Consider the following 16,921-nt stretch of genomic DNA (forward strand, 5'->3'; position numbering starts at 1 on the left):
AGGGTGTAATTTGAACTCTGTCTAAAATTTATTAAATTAAACCTTTAAAATTTAGATAGAGATGAAAAAAGTAGAACAATCCGAATTAGAACAAAAAATATTAGACCAATTTTTGTCAGGCAAAAATTTATTTGGAGAAGACGGAGCTTTGGCTCCCTTATTAAAAAATGTTTTAGACAAGGCTTTACAAGCCGAGATGGAGAACCATTTGAATGAATCAGAGCGAAGCTCTGGCAACAAGCGCAACGGACTAAAAACTAAAACAGTAAAGAGTAGTTTGGGTAATTTTGAATTAGAAGTACCCCAAGATCGTAACAGTAACTTTGAACCTGAAATAGTGAAGAAACGTCAAACTGTTTTAGCTGATCAATTAGCCGATAAAATTATTGGTTTATATGGTTTAGGTATGAGTTACAGAGACATCTCTTCTCACATTAAAGAGATGTATGATACAGAGGTATCGCATAGTGTTTTAAGTCAGATTACCGATAGAATAATACCTGAGATTAAACGATGGCAAAATCGTCCTTTAGAATCGATGTACTGCATTGTTTGGTTAGATGCAATGCACTACAAAGTAAAAGTGGATGGACTCATAAAGAGCAAAGCTCTTTATAACGTGCTTGGAGTAAACAAAAATGGCTACAAAGAAGTTTTAGGTATTTATTTATCCGAGAGTGAAGGAGCTAACTTCTGGTTAAGTGTTTTAACAGATTTAAATAATCGTGGATTACAGGATATTTTAATTGCTTGTACAGACAACCTAAAAGGCTTTAGTGAAGCTATTTTAAGTGTATTTCCAAAGACTGAAATACAGAAACGTGTTATACATCAGATTAGAAATTCCCTAAAGTACATAGCCTCTAAAGACAAAAAAGACTTTATGAAAGACCTGAAAGAGGTCTATAGAGCAGATACCAAGGATTTAGCAGAAGAAGCTTTAAAAGCACTCGAAGAGAAGTGGGTACAGAAATACCCTTTAGTGATAGAAAGCTGGAAAAACAACTGGGAAGAACTCAGTACCTATTTTCAATATACTAAGCCAATACGTAAGCTTATTTACACGACAAACACCGTAGAGGGTTATCATCGCCAAGTAAGAAAAGTAACAAAAACAAAAGATGCATTCCCAACTGATATGGCTCTTCTAAAGATAGTTTACTTAGCTACAATGAATATACAAAAAAAGTGGAAAGCACCACTGCACAATTGGAGTTTGACGATTCAACAATTATATATTAAATTTGGCAACAGAATCCCATTGGATTTGGAACTTCGTTAACGAAAAAATCGGACAGAGTTTAAATTACACTCCCTAATTAAGCACAAAAAAATGCCGTTTTACACTTGGTAAAACGGCATTTACAATGTTAGTTGATTTAGTTTTAACCTAAAGCAACTCTTTCAAAAGCAACTACTTCAACATCTTTACCAAGTTCAGCTTGAACGTGTTTAGCAACTGTTGTTTTGTTATCTTTGATAAAAGCTTGGTTAACTAACGTATTGTCTTTAAAATATCTGTTGATTTTTCCAACAACAATTTTATCCAACATTTCTTCAGGTTTCCCTTCTTGTCTTAACTGATCTTTAGCTATTTCTGTTTCTTTGTCTATAGTTTCTTGATCAACTTCACTTTCATTAAGTGCAATAGGATTCATAGCAGCAGCTTGCATAGCAACTTCTTTAGCTACTACTTCTGCTCCTTCTGCTTTTTTGTTTAGACCGGTTACAACACCAATTTTGTTGCCTGCGTGAATGTAGAAACCTACAAATGGAGCTTCTAATGTTCGGAAGTCACCAATTTCAATTTTTTCACCAATAACGCCTGTTTGCTCAATAAGTTTTTCTTGAACTGTGATGCCTTCATAACTAGCCGCCAATAACTCTTCTTTAGTGTTTACACCTAATGCAAGTTCTGCAAAGTCGTTGGCTAATTTAACAAATGAATCATTTTTTGCTACGAAATCAGTTTCGCAATTCAAAGAGACTACAACACCTTTGTTAGCTTCACTGTTTACTTTTGCAATTACAGCACCTTCAGAAGAATCTCTATCGGCTCTTTTTGCGGCTACTTTTTGGCCTTTCTTACGAAGCACCTCTACGGCCTTATCAAAATCGCCCTCAGCTTCAACTAGGGCTTTTTTACAGTCCATCATACCGGCACCGGTACTTTTTCTTAATTTGTTTACTTCTGCTGCAGTTATTTTTGCCATTTTAATTTTATTTAAAAAGAGAGCATTCTCAAAAAGAATGCTCTCAAGTTATTTAAAGATTAAGCTTCCTTAGTAGCTTCTTTTTCTTCTACTTTTTCTTCTTTTTTCTTTTCTTTACTTTCTTTGCTTTCTTTTCTAGCTTCAAGCCCACCAACAATTGCATCGGCTACATAACCTACAATTTTGTTAATTGATTTAGAGGCATCATCATTAGAAGGAATGGGGTAATCTACCTCTCTTGGATCGGAGTTGGTATCTACCATAGCAAAAATAGGAATGTTTAATTTTTTAGCTTCCTTAATAGCAATGTGTTCTCTAAGTGTATCAACAACAAATATTGCGCTTGGCAATCTGTTCATTTCTGAAATAGAACCTAAGTTTTTTTCTAATTTTTCGCGTAAACGATTTACTTGTAAACGTTCTTTTTTAGAAAGGGAGTTGAAAGTTCCATCTTTTTTCATGCGGTCTATAGCTGCCATTTTTTTAACCGATTTTCTAATGGTTACAAAGTTGGTTAACATACCACCTGGCCAACGCTCAGTGATATAAGGCATTTTTGCACGCTTGGCGTGTTCTGCTACAATTTCTTTAGCTTGTTTTTTGGTTGCAACAAACAAAATATTTCTACCTGAGGCAGCAATTTTTGCTAAAGCAGTGCTTGCTTCTTCTAATTTTGCAACTGACTTGTAAAGGTTAATGATATGGATTCCGTTACGTTCCATGTAAACGTAAGGAGCCATATTAGGATTCCATCTTCTGGTTAAGTGCCCAAAATGCACTCCAGCGTCAAGTAATTCTTTTACTTCTATATGATTTGCCATTTTTTGTAATAGTTTACGTTCTGTTGAGATAGCAACAAATAAGTGGCGAGTTTCCCTCGGCCTTATTCATTTAGATGCTAAACTAACTTCCGAACAATGCGGAATAACAACAAAATTTCAAATTGAACTTTAATTTTATTAATTGATTCAGGTAACCTGAATACCAATCTCTTCCGATTAACGCTTTGAGAATTGGAATTTTTTACGCGCTTTCTTCTGACCGAATTTCTTACGTTCAACCATTCTTGGGTCTCTAGTAAGTAAACCTTCTGGCTTTAACTTTAAACGGTTTTCAGCATCAATATGACATAATGCTCTAGAAATAGCTAAGCGAATTGCTTCTGCTTGACCTGTGATTCCACCACCAACTACATTTACCTTTACGTCATAGCTTCCTTCACTTTCCGTTAATAAAAATGGTTGATTTAATTTGTAAACCAATTGGTCTGTGCAAAAATATTCTTTCGCACTTTTCCCGTTAATGTTGAATTTTCCTTCTCCTTGAGTTAGGTAAATTCTTGCTACAGAGGTTTTTCTACGACCTATCTTGTGAATTGTATCCATTTACACTAGTTCGTTTAAATTAATAACTTCTGGTTTTTGAGCCTCCATTCCGTGCTCTGCATCCAATACAACTTTTAAGTTTCTAAATAATTTAGCACCTAATTTGTTTTTTGGAAGCATCCCCTTTACTGATTTTTCAATTAATCTAGCTGGGCCTTTAGCAAACATTTCTGTTGCTGTCATCTCTCTTTGTCCACCTGGGTAGCCTGTGTAACGAATGTACTTTTTAGAGTTCCACTTATCACCAGATAATTCAACCTTGTTGGCGTTGGTAACAACTACATTGTCTCCACAATCAACGTGAGGGGTGAAATCTGGCTTGTGTTTTCCTCTTAAGTACTGCGCAACAACAGAAGCCACTCGTCCAAGCGATTGTCCTTCTGCGTCTATTACAACCCACTTTTTATTTACTGTTTGTGAGTTGGCAGACACGGTTTTGTAACTTAATGTATCCACACTTTTTACTTTTTAATTAAACATTCCTTTTCTTGAAAAATTTCAAGGGTGCAAATGTACGATTATTAATTTTATTTTCAAGTCTTTGTAGTAGAATTTTATTTCACACAATGTCAATGCTTTATTCCTCTTAAATCCGCAAACATATATATTGATGAATAACGGATTAATTTGTATAAAGTTCTTGTCTTATTTTATAAATTTAGAGTGATTATAATCGAATTCAGGGTATAATACCAATTTAACCATCAAATGACCCTATTTAGCTTATTCATTTTCCCATATATTTCCTTGTTCACAATTTCCGTCCCGTACGTACAGGATGCAAATTATTCACAGCCTTATATATGAAAAAAGCAATTTCGCTCTCTTAACGACAATTAATAGTAAAATTGGTATTATTTGATACATGGTTTTAAAAGTAGGTGTAAAAGTTTTTAGCATTGCAGTTATTATCATAAAACGGCAATTTTGATTTAAGAAGGAAAAGGCTAAACGTTTCCCTCCAAAATCATTATTTATCACATCAAATTTTTTTTATTTCCATCTCTCTGATTGTAATATTCAATAACTTGCTTTTCAGAAGAATAAAAAAAAAGTAAAATTTTCTTAGTTCAAGCTACTAAGAGAAGTCTTTTTTCTTAGTAACTTAGATTAACATATCAGCGGTTGTGAATTTAAGTTGATATAAGAATTTCGAAAAAATGATTTCATGTTAAAAAATTGAAATACTTTTGCGTTATGAGTTATCCATTTTTAAGTAAAATCAATGAGCCTAGTCAGCTAAAGCAATTCAACCTTGAAGAACTCCGCTTACTAAAGGAGGAATTGAGAGCTTTTATCATTGATGTAGTTTCTACTAAAGAAGGACATTTAGGCGCTAGTTTAGGCGTGGTTGAACTAACTCTAGCTTTACATTATGTATTTCACACACCCAACGACCTTTTGGTTTGGGATGTTGGTCACCAAGCTTATGGCCATAAAATCTTAACAGGAAGAAGGGATGTTTTTTTTACTAACCGACAAAAAAATGGAATTTCAGGATTTCCTAAACGAAGCGAAAGTAAATTTGATGCTTTTGGCGTGGGACACAGCTCAACTTCAATTTCTGCAGCACTAGGAATGGCCATTGCTTCTCAATTAAAAGGCGATGTTAACAGGCAACATATTGCGGTGATTGGCGATGCGTCTATTGCTGCAGGAATGGCTTTTGAAGGACTGAACCACGCTGGCGTAACCAAGGCTAATTTAATTGTTATTTTAAACGATAACGCCATAGGAATCGATCCTAGTGTAGGGGCGCTTAAAAATTACTTGACCAAAGCTAAAGTTGGTCATAAGCCTAAACAAGATAATATTATTGAAGCCCTAAATTTCACCTATAAAGGCCCTGTAGATGGTCATGATTTACCAAGTTTAATAGCCGCCCTAGAAGAACTTAAAAGCAAAAAAGGCCCTCAGTTTTTACACGTTATCACCAAAAAGGGCAAAGGCCTGCAAAAAGCCGAAGAAAATCAAGTAAAATATCACGCACCAGGGAAATTCGACAAAAATACAGGCGAACTTTTACCTAAAAATAACCAGGATTTACCGCCTAAATTTCAAGATGTTTTTGGACTGACTTTAGTAGAACTAGCCCAAAATAACGAAAAAATTGTGGGCATTACTCCAGCCATGCCCACAGGGAGTTCGTTAAAATATATGATGCAAGCTTTTCCCGATCGCGCTTTTGATGTAGGCATTGCCGAGCAACATGCCGTGACTTTTGCAGCAGGTTTGGCCACTCAAGGTAAACGTGTTTTTTGTTCCATTTACTCTACGTTCTTACAACGCGCCATAGATCAAGTTATTCACGATGTGGCCTTACAAAATTTACCTGTTATTTTCTGTATAGATCGCGCTGGTTTAGTAGGAAACGACGGCGCGACCCACCACGGTGTTTTTGATGTAGCCCTACTCAAAAGCATTCCTAATATAATTATTGCCAATCCAAGTAATGCCATCGATTTAAGAAACTTACTTTACACCGCTTCTTTGGGATTGAATAACCCAATTGCTATTAGGTACCCACGAGGTAGGGGCGAAATTAAAGATTGGCAGCAGGCGTTCGAGAAAATTGAAATAGGAAAAGCAGTTGAATTAAAACATGGAAATCGACTCGCCATTCTCAATTTTGGTCATTTACTGCCTCAAGTTGAATCGGCTGTCAATTCACATCAACAAAAAGAAGAAATAGGCTTATACGATATGCGTTTTGCGAAACCTTTAGACTTTGAAACACTAAACCAAATTTTCTCCACCTATCAGTACTTAATTACTGTTGAAGACGCTGCTGTGGAAGGCGGATTTGGTCAATCTGTACAAGCCCTTGCGCAAGCTAAAGGTTTTACTGGAAAAATTGAAAAACTTGGCATTCCAGACTACTTTATCGACCACGGTAGTACGGAAGAGCTGCATGAAGAGGTAGGAATAAGTAGTACTCAGATTACGCAGAAAATTGATTTTTTATTAGATAAATAAGCATAGAAGATTAAATCATGTTGCTGTTTTAGTCCTTTACACACTTAGCGCCTTTGCAGTAAAACAAGTTGATGCTATATCATTAACCCTTTCACTTTTTTAAAGCTTAATCTTCACTAACAAGCTTTTAATCAAAAACTTGCTTGGCCATTAAAATAATTGTACTTTTGCAAATTCAAAAACAGAAGCTTACGTATGAATATTACCAGAGAAAACAAAGACAATTTAAACGCTGTTTTAAGTGTTGCTATAGCGAAAGGTGACTACAGTGAAAAAGTAGAAAAAATATTAAAAGATTACCGTAAAAATGCCAATATTCCAGGGTTTAGAAAAGGAAAAGTACCTATGGGCATGATTAAAAAACAATACGGGCAAGCGGTATTGGTGGATGAGGTAAACAAGTTACTTCAAGATTCATTGAATAAGTATATCCAAGACGAGAAATTAGATGTATTAGGAAATCCACTTCCTATGCCTCAAGATAATTTAGATTGGAAACAAGACGATTTTACCTTTGAATTTGAATTAGGTTTAGCCCCAGAATTTGATGTAAACTTCGATAACAAAGAAAAAATAACGCATTATAAAATTACCGCTGACCAAGAAATGATTGATGAGCAAATCAAATTGATTCAGCGTCAGTACGGAAAACTTGAAACGCGTCAAGAAGTTAAAACAGGCTTTAATGTGGTGGTGGAAATCACTAACCAAGACCAAGCCATTAAAAATGAAACTACGCTACAACTAAAAGACTTAGCAAAAGACGCTCAAAAAAGTTTAAAAGGAACTAAAATTGGTGATAGCGTTCAATTGAACTCAAAAGGGCTTTTTGAAAACGAAGAAGATTTAGGGCGTTTTCTTGGTTTAGAAAAAGAAGATGCTGAAGCTTTAGGCGAACTAGATTTGACTTTCGAAATCAAAGAAATTAACGAAGAAATACCCGCCGAATTAAATCAAGAATTGTTTGATAAATACACCGGTGAAGAAGCTAAGCTTACTTCTGAAGATGAATTGATAAACTTCATTAAAGAACAAGCCGCTGAGCAATTTGTTCAGCACAGCGACCAACAATTATTGAATGACGTTTCTGCCCACCTTATTGAAAACACCAAATTTGAATTGCCAGGTCAATTCTTGACAAAGTGGATTCAGCAAACCGCAGAAAAAGAACTTTCTGACGAAGAGGCTAAACAAGAATACGAGAATAGCGAAAAAGGAATTCGTTATCAATTAATAGAAAGCAAAATCATTAAAGAAAATGATTTAAAAGTTGAGCCTAAAGAAATGAAAGCGATGATGATGGACCGCATCAAACAGCAAATGGCACAATACGGAGGTGCAAATATGCCAGACGAGCAATTGGAAGGCTTTGCAGACCAAATGCTTGCTAATCAAGAAGAGTCAAGAAAGATTGCAGAACAAGTAATGAATGCAAAAATTCTTGAAGTATATAAAGAAAAATTGAACTTAAAAGAAAAGGAAGTAAGCTTTAAAGAATTTGCAGACGAGGCTTACAAACAGCAGTAAATAAATTACTTTTGCTAAGCTTCAATAAAGAAGTTTAGCAAAAGTTTTTGATTGATACATAGGCGTAGTGCCTATATTCGTAGTTTATTTCTAATTAATATAAGACGTATGAATATCGCTAAAGAATTTGAAAAATTTGCTACTAAAGACCAAGGGGTAAATAGCAATTACTACAATAAAGTTATTAATTCAATGTATCCTGTGGGCATGACGCCTAATATTATTGAAGAGCGACAAATGAACGCTGTGGCTATGGATGTTTTTTCTCGATTAATGATGGACCGAATTATCTTTTTAGGTACTCCAATTAATGATCAAGTGGCTAATATTATTCAAGCACAGTTGTTGTTTCTAGAAAGTACAGATGCTACAAAAGACATTCAGATTTACATTAACTCTCCCGGAGGTAGTGTTTATGCAGGATTAGGAATTTACGATACCATGCAGTTTATTAAACCTGATGTAGCAACTATTAATACAGGAATGGCAGCCTCTATGGGCGCAGTGTTATTGTGTGCGGGTACCGATGGTAAACGTACTGGATTACCGCACTCTAGAGTGATGATTCACCAACCTATGGGGGGCGCGCAAGGACAAGCCGATGATATTGAAATTACCGCTAAACAAATTTTGATTTTAAAGAAAGAACTTTATGAAATCATCGCTCAACATTCTAAAAAAGATTACGATAAAGTCTATCAAGATGGCGATCGTGATTTTTGGATGAATGCTGAAGAAGCACTAGCGTACGGTATGATTGATGAAGTTTTGAAAAGATAAATAATGGCAAAGGAAAATTTAAGTTGTTCGTTTTGTGGACGTAAAAAAGCAGAAACCAATATTTTAATTGCAGGTTTAGATGCACACATCTGTGATCGATGCATTGAACAAGCCCACGGAATTGTTTTGGAAGAAGCTAAACAAGAATCATCAAACGAGCTTTCTTCTGAATTGGTATTAAGAAAACCTAAATCCATTAAAACTTTCCTAGATGAATATGTAATTGGTCAAGACAAAACCAAAAAAGTAATGTCGGTGGCCGTTTACAACCACTACAAACGATTATTACAACCCACTACCGATGACGATATTGAGATTCAGAAATCCAATATTCTAATGGTAGGAAAAACAGGTACAGGTAAAACTTTAGTGGCTAAAACCATTGCACGCATGCTTAATGTGCCTTTGGCCATTGTAGATGCTACTGTTTTAACGGAAGCCGGTTACGTGGGCGAAGATGTAGAAACCATCTTAACCAAACTTTTAGCCGCCGCCGATTACAATGTTGAAAAAGCAGAACGCGGAATAGTTTTTATTGATGAAATAGATAAAATTGCCCGAAAAAGCGATAATCCATCGATTACTAGAGACGTTAGTGGCGAGGGTGTGCAACAAGCTTTATTGAAACTATTGGAAGGAACTACAGTAAATGTACCCCCAAAAGGAGGAAGAAAACACCCCGACCAAAAATTTATTGAGGTGAACACCGAAAACATTTTATTTATTGCGGGGGGTGCCTTTGATGGTATTGATAGAAATATTTCGAAGCGCTTAAACATGCAAGCCGTAGGTTATGGAGCCTCTAAACAAGGCGAAAGTTTAGATAAAGAAAACATGCTGCAATACATCATTCCTAAAGATGTAAAAGATTATGGACTAATTCCTGAAATTATTGGTCGTTTACCCGTTTTAACGCACATGGACCCGCTGGATAGAGCCACGTTGAAAATGATTCTTACCGAACCCAAAAACGCCATTATCAAGCAATATGAAAAACTCTTTGAAATGGACGATATCAAGTTTAGTATCACCGACGGCGCCTTAGAATACATTGTTGACAAAGCCTTAGAATACGAATTAGGCGCTCGAGGTTTACGCTCCTTATGCGAAGCCATTCTCACCGAAGCCATGTATGAAATGCCCGACGGAGAAGAAAAAGAATTACGCGTTACTAAAACTTATGCTGAGCACAAACTCAACCAAAGTGGCATTAGCAAATTGAAAACCGCCTCCTAATTATTTTTCCAAAAAAAGCAAAAACCCCTTATTTAAATAAGGGGTTTTTTATGCGTTAAACTTTTTTCAATTTTACCGCAAAGTGTAGTCATTTGACTGTTAAGTGTTTGTTAATTTAAAGATTTTCTTCATATTCATTTACATAAAAGTTTATAAGTTTGTAATTCACCAATAGTTAAATATAATGAAAAAATTACTACAATCAGGTTTATTATTCCTCACCACATTTTTGTTTTCAACGATGAGTTGGGGGCAGATTACAGAAAATTTTGATACTGGACTAAGTGGTAGTTATACTACGGGTTCACAAACATTAAATAGTGGTGTTTGGACAACTGCAAATGTGCTTCAAGAATCTAGTTCAGATGCAAGATCAGGATTTGCCGCAAGATTGAATGATAATATGCCAGAAAGTTCTTTAACAACCCCAGAAATTAATTCAGGTGTGGGTGAAATTTCTTTTTGGTACAGGGAGCTAAATAGTGGAGGAGGTACTTTTAAAGTCCAAGTTTCTTCTGACGGAACTAACTTTTCAGATGTAGACTCTCAAACATATTCAGGTTCTACTTATTCTCAATACATATATACATTAAATCAATCTGGAACAGTTTACATAAAGATTTTAATTGAAAATCAGGAAGGTCACTTAATAATTGATGATTTTTCAACAACAGCTTTTACTGCTACTACAACCGAAACCATCAACCTTTCTGAAACTACGCTTTCCGGTTTAGATTATGTGGATGGTAATGGCCCATCCACAGAGCAAACCTTTACCGCCGAAGGAAGCAACTTAACCGCCGATATTACAGTAACCGCACCAACCAATTTTGAGATCTCAACGACTTCCGGCTCAGGTTTTGGGTCTTCAGTAACTTTAACCGAAACGAGTGGTAGTGTGAGCTCAACCCCAATTTACGTTCGCTTAGCCTCTGGTTTAGCAGTTGATACTTACAGCGGTACCTTATCAGCCACAAGCACAGGCGCTACACAACAAGATGTGAGTTTAAGTGGGGAGGTGTCGGCAGCAACATGCGCTGGAACTTCTACGTCTTTTCCTTTTAATGGCGTAACAGGCAGTACCAATTTGGAGCATTCATCATCTAACCCACCGGGTTCAAGTGGTGAAGACTGTGGAACCAATTACCTAATCTATTATGATACGGCACCAAGTACAGATTCTAGTGTGAACTTTTTAAGATCTAACACTACCGATGATTTAATTGAAAGTGCAGACTGGGGCGGTGAAGGAAAATTTGAAACTTTTGCCATAGACGTATCAGGTGAAACCTCAGTTGATATTGAAACTTTTGGTAACACGACTAATAGTGGTTTCAATGCTGGTGGCGAGGAATTTCAATGGTGGTACACCTTAGATGGAGGCACTCAAATCAATTTAGGTTCTGCAATTTCAGGTACAGGCTCATTAGCCGTTGGTCCAACAACTATTGACGTTACGGCGGTAAATGAAATCATAGTAGGATTTACATTTAACATGAATGGCGGTTCAGATGGTTTTGAAGATGTAGATGTGACTGTAACGGCTACACCAACTGCCCCAGAAGTCGGTTTTGATTCAGCATCAAGTACGGTTAACGAAACCAACGCTACTTTTACAATAAATATTCCGGTGACCTTGAGTAACTTTAGCTCAAATGTAGATTTAAGTGTTTCTGTTGATGGTAGTAGTACCGCTGAAGCAAGTGATTATACACTAAATACAACCTCTTTAAGCTTTACAGGGAACGGTACTCAAAATATTTCTTTAGACATCAATCCTGATGCAGGTTATGACGATGAAACCATCATTTTAGAAATCGCTGAAACAACTTCAACTGGCGTAACAATCACTACCAGTCAGCATACAGTAACTGTTTTAGATGATGAAACAGCACCTTTAGGCTGGCAAATTACAGCTGAAGATACTGATTTTGTTATCGATTTTGATAATACCGTTGCAGGGGTCAATAATGGTCAGTTTAATGGTAGTGGATTTTCTCCTTCACCAGCAACAGGACAATTAAATTCAGAAGCTTGGAAAACAACGGGTATGTCTGATGGAGATTCTAATTTTGGCGATACAGAAACATCAGGTGATTTTGCAAGGGGTCCGTCAACCGGCGGTGAGACTACAGGTGGTTTTTATGCCTTTGAAACTTCAAGTAACAATCTCTCTTTAGGATTTCAGGGAGCAGGTAGCGATTTTACCCCCGGTACAATTACCCTTCGCGCTCAAAACCAAACGGGTACTACGGTTACCGATGTAGATTTATCTTATATTTTATATGTCTATAATGATCAAGATAGAGCCAACTCCTTTAATTTTGAATATAGCACAGACGGTAGTAATTATACAACTGTTGCCAGTTTAGACTTTACTTCTCAAGAAGTTGCTGATGGAAGTCCCGTCTGGGCTTCTAATTCAAAATCTACCTCTATTTCTAACTTATCAATTGCAGATGGTGCGTATTTTTATCTGCGTTGGGAAAGTGATGATGTTTCAGTGAGTGGTTCAAGAGATGAATTAGCTATTGATGATATTACAATTAATTTCAATCCTGTTATTTACATTTATGATAATGGATGGAATACAAATCCAGTTGTAGCATCTACTGCTGCGAACGATATTAAAGTTATAAACGGAACAGCAAACATCACGCAAGAATTAGTAGCCAACAATTTAGAAATTGCTTTAGGGGCTACCTTAAATATATCTCCTTCAGGAGTTTTAGATTTAGCAGGAGATATTACCAACAATGGAGATTTAGTCTTCCAAAGTGATGAAAACGGTACAGCTCAATTAGCAGAATTTACAGGAAGCATCACTGGCGATGTTACGGTTGAACGCTACATTCCAGCTAAACGTGCTTTTCGCTTGTTAAGCTCAGCAGTTGGTGGAGAAAGCATTGCTAATACCTGGCAACAAGATACGCACATCACTGGCACAGGTGGTGCAACCAATGGTTTTGATGTTACAGGAACAAATAACCCGTCAATGTTTACATTCGACAATACAATTACTGATCAAACTAGTGGCGCTGGTTGGCAAGCTACTGCTAATACCAATGTTACAAACCTAGAAGCAGGAACCCCTTACCGCTTAATGGTGCGTGGTGACCTTTCAATTGATTTAACTGATAATGATGCTCCAGCAAATGATGTTACTTTAAGTGCTTCGGGCACAATGCATACAGGAAGCTTTACACCAACTTTAGCTACTGCTGCCAATAATTATAGTTTCGTAGGAAACCCTTATCAAGCAGTAGTTGACTTTGGTGCGGTGACAACTACAAATTTAACTGGCTATTTATACGTTTGGGATGCTTCAATTGCAGGTGATAATGGAAGAGGTGGCTATACTGTTGTAGATGCTGCAGATGGTAGCGAAGTTACTGGAATCAGCCCACATTCATCAGCTGCAAACCAATACATTATGCCCGGCCAAGCCTTTTTTGTGCAAAACAACGGAACGGGTAACGGAAGCATTACCTTTGAAGAAGTTGATAAAGCCACAGCTCAGTCCCAAGTTAGTATTTTTAGTGAGTACACTAATTTTTACATTAACTCGCGTTTATACAAAGCCTCAGCTTTACAAAATGGTGAGATGGAAAGCGATGCCATTGGTTTACGTTTTAATGAACAATACACCACTATTGGTAGCGAAGAAGACGCCAGCAAACTCGCTAACCCAGGAGAAAATTATGCCATCGTAAATAATGGCTTTAAATCAATTGATAAACAAAACATCCCAACAGATGGCCACCAAGTTGATTTATTGATTGTGAATTATGAAGAAAATGCTTATAGCTTAAGTTTCACCTTAGGTAATCAACCAGAAGCGCTTAAAGTTTATTTAAATGATTCGTATTTGGCTACACAAACTGAATTAACAGAAAGCACAACGTATAATTTTACAGTTGATGCAAATGTGCCAGAAAGCATAGACCAAAATCGTTTTCATTTAAGTTTTGAAACGGTGGCATTAGGCCAACAAGACTTCACTGAAGTTCAAGTTCGTTTATACCCAAACCCAGTGGTTGATGAATTGCAGATAGAATTACCCGCTTCTGTTTTAGTAAATTCAGTTAAAATTTTCAATTTATTAGGTCAAGAAGTCATTGCTTCAACACGACCTCAAGTTGATGTGAGGCTTTTATCTTCGGGCTTTTATTTGGTGCAGGTAGATACCTCAGCAGGCACAGTGACAAAGAAAATCATAAAAAAATAAACCTAAACATTTAAAACAAGAAAAGATGAGACCTACATACAGATATACATTACTTTTATTGTTAACCTTAATCATCACCCAAGTCAATGCTCAAGGATTAGAGCAAGCCATCGGCTTTGATGATCAAGTAAACGATGTGCCAATCAACGGACTCATAGCACTAGGAATGGCCGTTGCAAGTTATTTGGGCTACAAGAAATTTAAAAAGTAAATCCAATTGTTGAATAACACAAAAGCCTTTAGCTTACTGCTGAAGGCTTTTTTTTCTTTGTCAAGCCACTTAATTTTTAATTTTATTTCAGATAAAAGACAAAAAAAAAACGTTGTTTTGCTGTAAAAGTAATTTAATGAAATCATTGGCTAATTACCAAGAAGCTTTTTTAGCTTATCTGAATCAACAAGATTATACATTAGAACCTAACGGGCTTTATGCTCCTATAGATTATATTTTGAAACTCGGAGGAAAACGGCTACGTCCAATTTTGGTGCTATTAGCGGTAGAAAGTTTTGGCGCGAAAAAAGAAAAAGCTTTACCTGCCTCGTTAGCCGTGGAGATTTTCCATAATTTTAGTTTAGTGCATGACGATATTATGGATGAAGCTCCCTTAAGAAGAGGTAAGCCTACCGTGCACAAAAAATGGGACACCAATACAGGAATTCTTTCGGGTGACGCTATGCTGATTATGGCTTACCAACAACTCCATGATTATCCATCTTCTCAAGCAAAACAACTTCACCAATTATTTTCAAAAACAGCCATCCAAATTTGTGAAGGACAACAATATGATGTAGAGTTTGAAACTCGAAATTTGGTTAGTGAAACTGAATACCTTCAAATGATTGAGTACAAAACCGCTGTTTTAGTAGCTTGCGCGCTTCAAATGGGAGCTATTATTGCTGAGGCTGCTGAAGAAAGTCAGCATAAAATTTACGAATTTGGAAAACTACTAGGAATTGCTTTTCAGTTGCAAGATGATTTTTTAGATGCTTTTGGTAACCCAGCTACTTTTGGAAAACAAATAGGTGGCGATATTTTAGAAAACAAAAAAACTTTTTTGTACATCAAAGCCAAAGAATTAGGCAATGAAAAACAAAAGGATGAGTTGAATCGATTTTTTAGTGTTGAGACCCACAAAAACGAAGATAAAATTCAACAAGTGAAGGATGTTTTTGAAGCCACTGGAGCTAAAAAAAGTATCCAAAAGGCCATTGAAGCATATACACATCAAGCCATTAAAGTTTTGAATTCTATTGAAATGGAGGAACAAGCAAAAAATCACTTGCTTGAATTTAGCGATTGGTTAATGACTAGAAAGGTCTAACTTGTATGGAGCAATTCAGTACATTAAGTCATTCGCTTATAGTAGAAATTAAAGAAAATGGCTATTTCAATGATTTCATTCAACTTGTGAATAAAGATTTGGCTTCTGTGAATTTTAAAACCGTTTTAGCTAATGAAACTTCAGTTGATGAGCTATTATTTCAGCTTGAAAACTCCATTAAGGAACATAACGTACAAGCTGAGGTGATTAAACAACTATGTTACCGCGTTGACTTGCCAGAACATATTTATCATTCATACACGCGCCACCCCTTAGAGGAATTTAATTTTTTTATTCACCACCTGCTTAAACGATGGTATTTAAAATTAGTATATCGAATAAAACACAAGGACTAATCTCAATTTTTTTTTAATCGAACTCTTATTCAATAATAAATACTGAACTTTGTAAATTCAAATTAGTGAATCATGATACATCAGTATAAAGTAGAAGGAATGACTTGCGGAAATTGCAAGAAGCACGTTGAAGAGGCTTTAGCAAGTTTAAGCGAAGTAAAGTCGGTTGAAGTAGATTTGGAGCAAGGTGAAGCCCGTATTGATTTAGCGAAGCATCTTACGGAAGAAGAGCTTCAGCAAAGTGTGGGAAGTAAATATAGTATTACTCAAAAATCAGATTTTGATACTAATAAAACAGAAGCTTCAGCTGAAAACAAAACAAAATTTCAGCAATTAAAACCCTTATTTTTAATTTTTTTCTACATCACTTCAGCAAGTGTATTGCTAAATATTTCAAATTTCAGCATAGAAGAATTTATGCTTGACTTCATGGGCTTGTTTTTTATAGTATTTAGTTTTTTCAAATTTTTAGACTACAAGGGGTTTCCAGATTCGTTTGCTATGTATGACCCTATAGCCAAAGTTTTCAAACCTTACGCTTGGGTTTATCCATTTATTGAAACGGCTCTAGGCTTGGCATTTTTCTTTAGGTTTCAGCTAGAACTAGCTTTGGTGCTTACTATTTTAATTTTAGGAGTAACCAGCATTGGCGTAACTAAATCTTTATTTTCTAAAAATACTATTAAGTGTGCTTGCTTAGGAACTGCATTAAATTTACCTATGACCGAAGCCACTTTTATTGAAAATGCCATTATGTTAATTATGGCCACAAGCATGTTGCTCATGATTTAAATAAGCTTAATTGAACTTGTTGGTGCTGTAAAATCTTGGTTAAAAATCAAGATGTGGTCAAGGTCTAAGTCAATTATCCTTATATTTGCCTTTTCCAAAAAAATCA

General features: G+C 36.0%; 14 protein-coding genes and 1 pseudogene. 10 read left to right on the top strand and 5 right to left on the bottom strand.

Annotation, left to right across the window (positions count from 1 at the left end; all coding sequences use genetic code 11):
* Positions 1 to 61 precede the first annotated feature (61 nt).
* A complete protein-coding gene (locus G7034_RS03945) occupies positions 62 to 1,282 on the top strand; it encodes an IS256 family transposase (protein ID WP_166399667.1) in 1,221 nt (406 codons plus the stop codon).
* A 103-nt stretch (positions 1,283 to 1,385) separates the two neighbouring features.
* On the opposite strand, the gene tsf is transcribed toward G7034_RS03945, so the two are convergent.
* The 5 genes and pseudogenes from tsf to G7034_RS11870 form a co-directional block, all read right to left on the bottom strand.
* Positions 1,386 to 2,213: a translation elongation factor Ts gene (tsf, locus tag G7034_RS03950; RefSeq protein ID WP_166399668.1), complete on the bottom strand. Its 828-nt coding sequence runs from the start codon at positions 2,211 to 2,213 to the stop codon at positions 1,386 to 1,388.
* A gap of 59 nt (positions 2,214 to 2,272) precedes the next feature.
* On the bottom strand, positions 2,273 to 3,034 hold the full coding sequence (gene rpsB / locus G7034_RS03955) for a 30S ribosomal protein S2 (protein ID WP_166399669.1): 762 nt from the start codon (positions 3,032 to 3,034) through the stop codon (positions 2,273 to 2,275).
* A gap of 177 nt (positions 3,035 to 3,211) precedes the next feature.
* Positions 3,212 to 3,598, bottom strand: a complete 387-nt coding sequence (rpsI, locus tag G7034_RS03960; protein ID WP_166399670.1) for a 30S ribosomal protein S9 — start codon at positions 3,596 to 3,598, stop codon at positions 3,212 to 3,214.
* Entirely contained in the window at positions 3,599 to 4,054 is a 456-nt protein-coding gene (gene rplM, locus G7034_RS03965) for a 50S ribosomal protein L13 (RefSeq protein ID WP_166399671.1), read from the bottom strand.
* A 418-nt stretch (positions 4,055 to 4,472) separates the two neighbouring features.
* Positions 4,473 to 4,641 (bottom strand): annotated as a pseudogene (locus G7034_RS11870) (IS1380-like element ISPto6 family transposase); the annotation flags it as partial.
* A 154-nt stretch (positions 4,642 to 4,795) separates the two neighbouring features.
* On the opposite strand from G7034_RS11870, the gene G7034_RS03970 reads away from it, so the two are divergent.
* The 9 genes from G7034_RS03970 to G7034_RS04010 all read left to right on the top strand — a co-directional run bounded on the left by G7034_RS03970 (position 4,796) and on the right by G7034_RS04010 (position 16,815).
* Positions 4,796 to 6,574 (top strand): 1-deoxy-D-xylulose-5-phosphate synthase, encoded by a 1,779-nt coding sequence (locus G7034_RS03970; RefSeq protein WP_166399672.1) that lies wholly within the window; start codon positions 4,796 to 4,798, stop codon positions 6,572 to 6,574.
* 195 nt (positions 6,575 to 6,769) lie between these two features.
* Positions 6,770 to 8,101, top strand: coding sequence for a trigger factor (tig, locus tag G7034_RS03975; protein ID WP_166399673.1), 1,332 nt, complete (start codon positions 6,770 to 6,772; stop codon positions 8,099 to 8,101).
* Positions 8,102 to 8,209: 108 nt separating this feature from the next.
* On the top strand, positions 8,210 to 8,881 hold the full coding sequence (locus G7034_RS03980) for a ClpP family protease (RefSeq protein ID WP_166399674.1): 672 nt from the start codon (positions 8,210 to 8,212) through the stop codon (positions 8,879 to 8,881).
* 3 nt (positions 8,882 to 8,884) lie between these two features.
* Positions 8,885 to 10,117, top strand: a complete 1,233-nt coding sequence (clpX, locus tag G7034_RS03985) for an ATP-dependent Clp protease ATP-binding subunit ClpX (protein WP_166399675.1) — start codon at positions 8,885 to 8,887, stop codon at positions 10,115 to 10,117.
* Positions 10,118 to 10,301: 184 nt separating this feature from the next.
* Positions 10,302 to 14,345: a T9SS type A sorting domain-containing protein gene (locus G7034_RS03990; RefSeq protein WP_166399676.1), complete on the top strand. Its 4,044-nt coding sequence runs from the start codon at positions 10,302 to 10,304 to the stop codon at positions 14,343 to 14,345.
* A 25-nt stretch (positions 14,346 to 14,370) separates the two neighbouring features.
* The gene (locus tag G7034_RS03995; RefSeq protein ID WP_166399677.1) at positions 14,371 to 14,556 is read left to right on the top strand and encodes a hypothetical protein; all 186 of its coding nucleotides are present in this window, start codon (positions 14,371 to 14,373) and stop codon (positions 14,554 to 14,556) included.
* Between the two features lie 136 nt (positions 14,557 to 14,692).
* Positions 14,693 to 15,667: a polyprenyl synthetase family protein gene (locus tag G7034_RS04000; RefSeq protein ID WP_166399678.1), complete on the top strand. Its 975-nt coding sequence runs from the start codon at positions 14,693 to 14,695 to the stop codon at positions 15,665 to 15,667.
* Positions 15,668 to 15,672: 5 nt separating this feature from the next.
* Complete coding sequence (locus G7034_RS04005) at positions 15,673 to 16,023, top strand: hypothetical protein (protein ID WP_166399679.1); 351 nt, start codon at positions 15,673 to 15,675, stop codon at positions 16,021 to 16,023.
* Between the two features lie 72 nt (positions 16,024 to 16,095).
* Positions 16,096 to 16,815 (top strand): heavy-metal-associated domain-containing protein, encoded by a 720-nt coding sequence (locus G7034_RS04010; protein ID WP_166399680.1) that lies wholly within the window; start codon positions 16,096 to 16,098, stop codon positions 16,813 to 16,815.
* Positions 16,816 to 16,921: the final 106 nt, after the last annotated feature.

The sequence above is a fragment of the Psychroflexus maritimus genome, from assembly GCF_011089875.1.
Lineage (GTDB): Bacteria > Bacteroidota > Bacteroidia > Flavobacteriales > Flavobacteriaceae > Psychroflexus > Psychroflexus maritimus.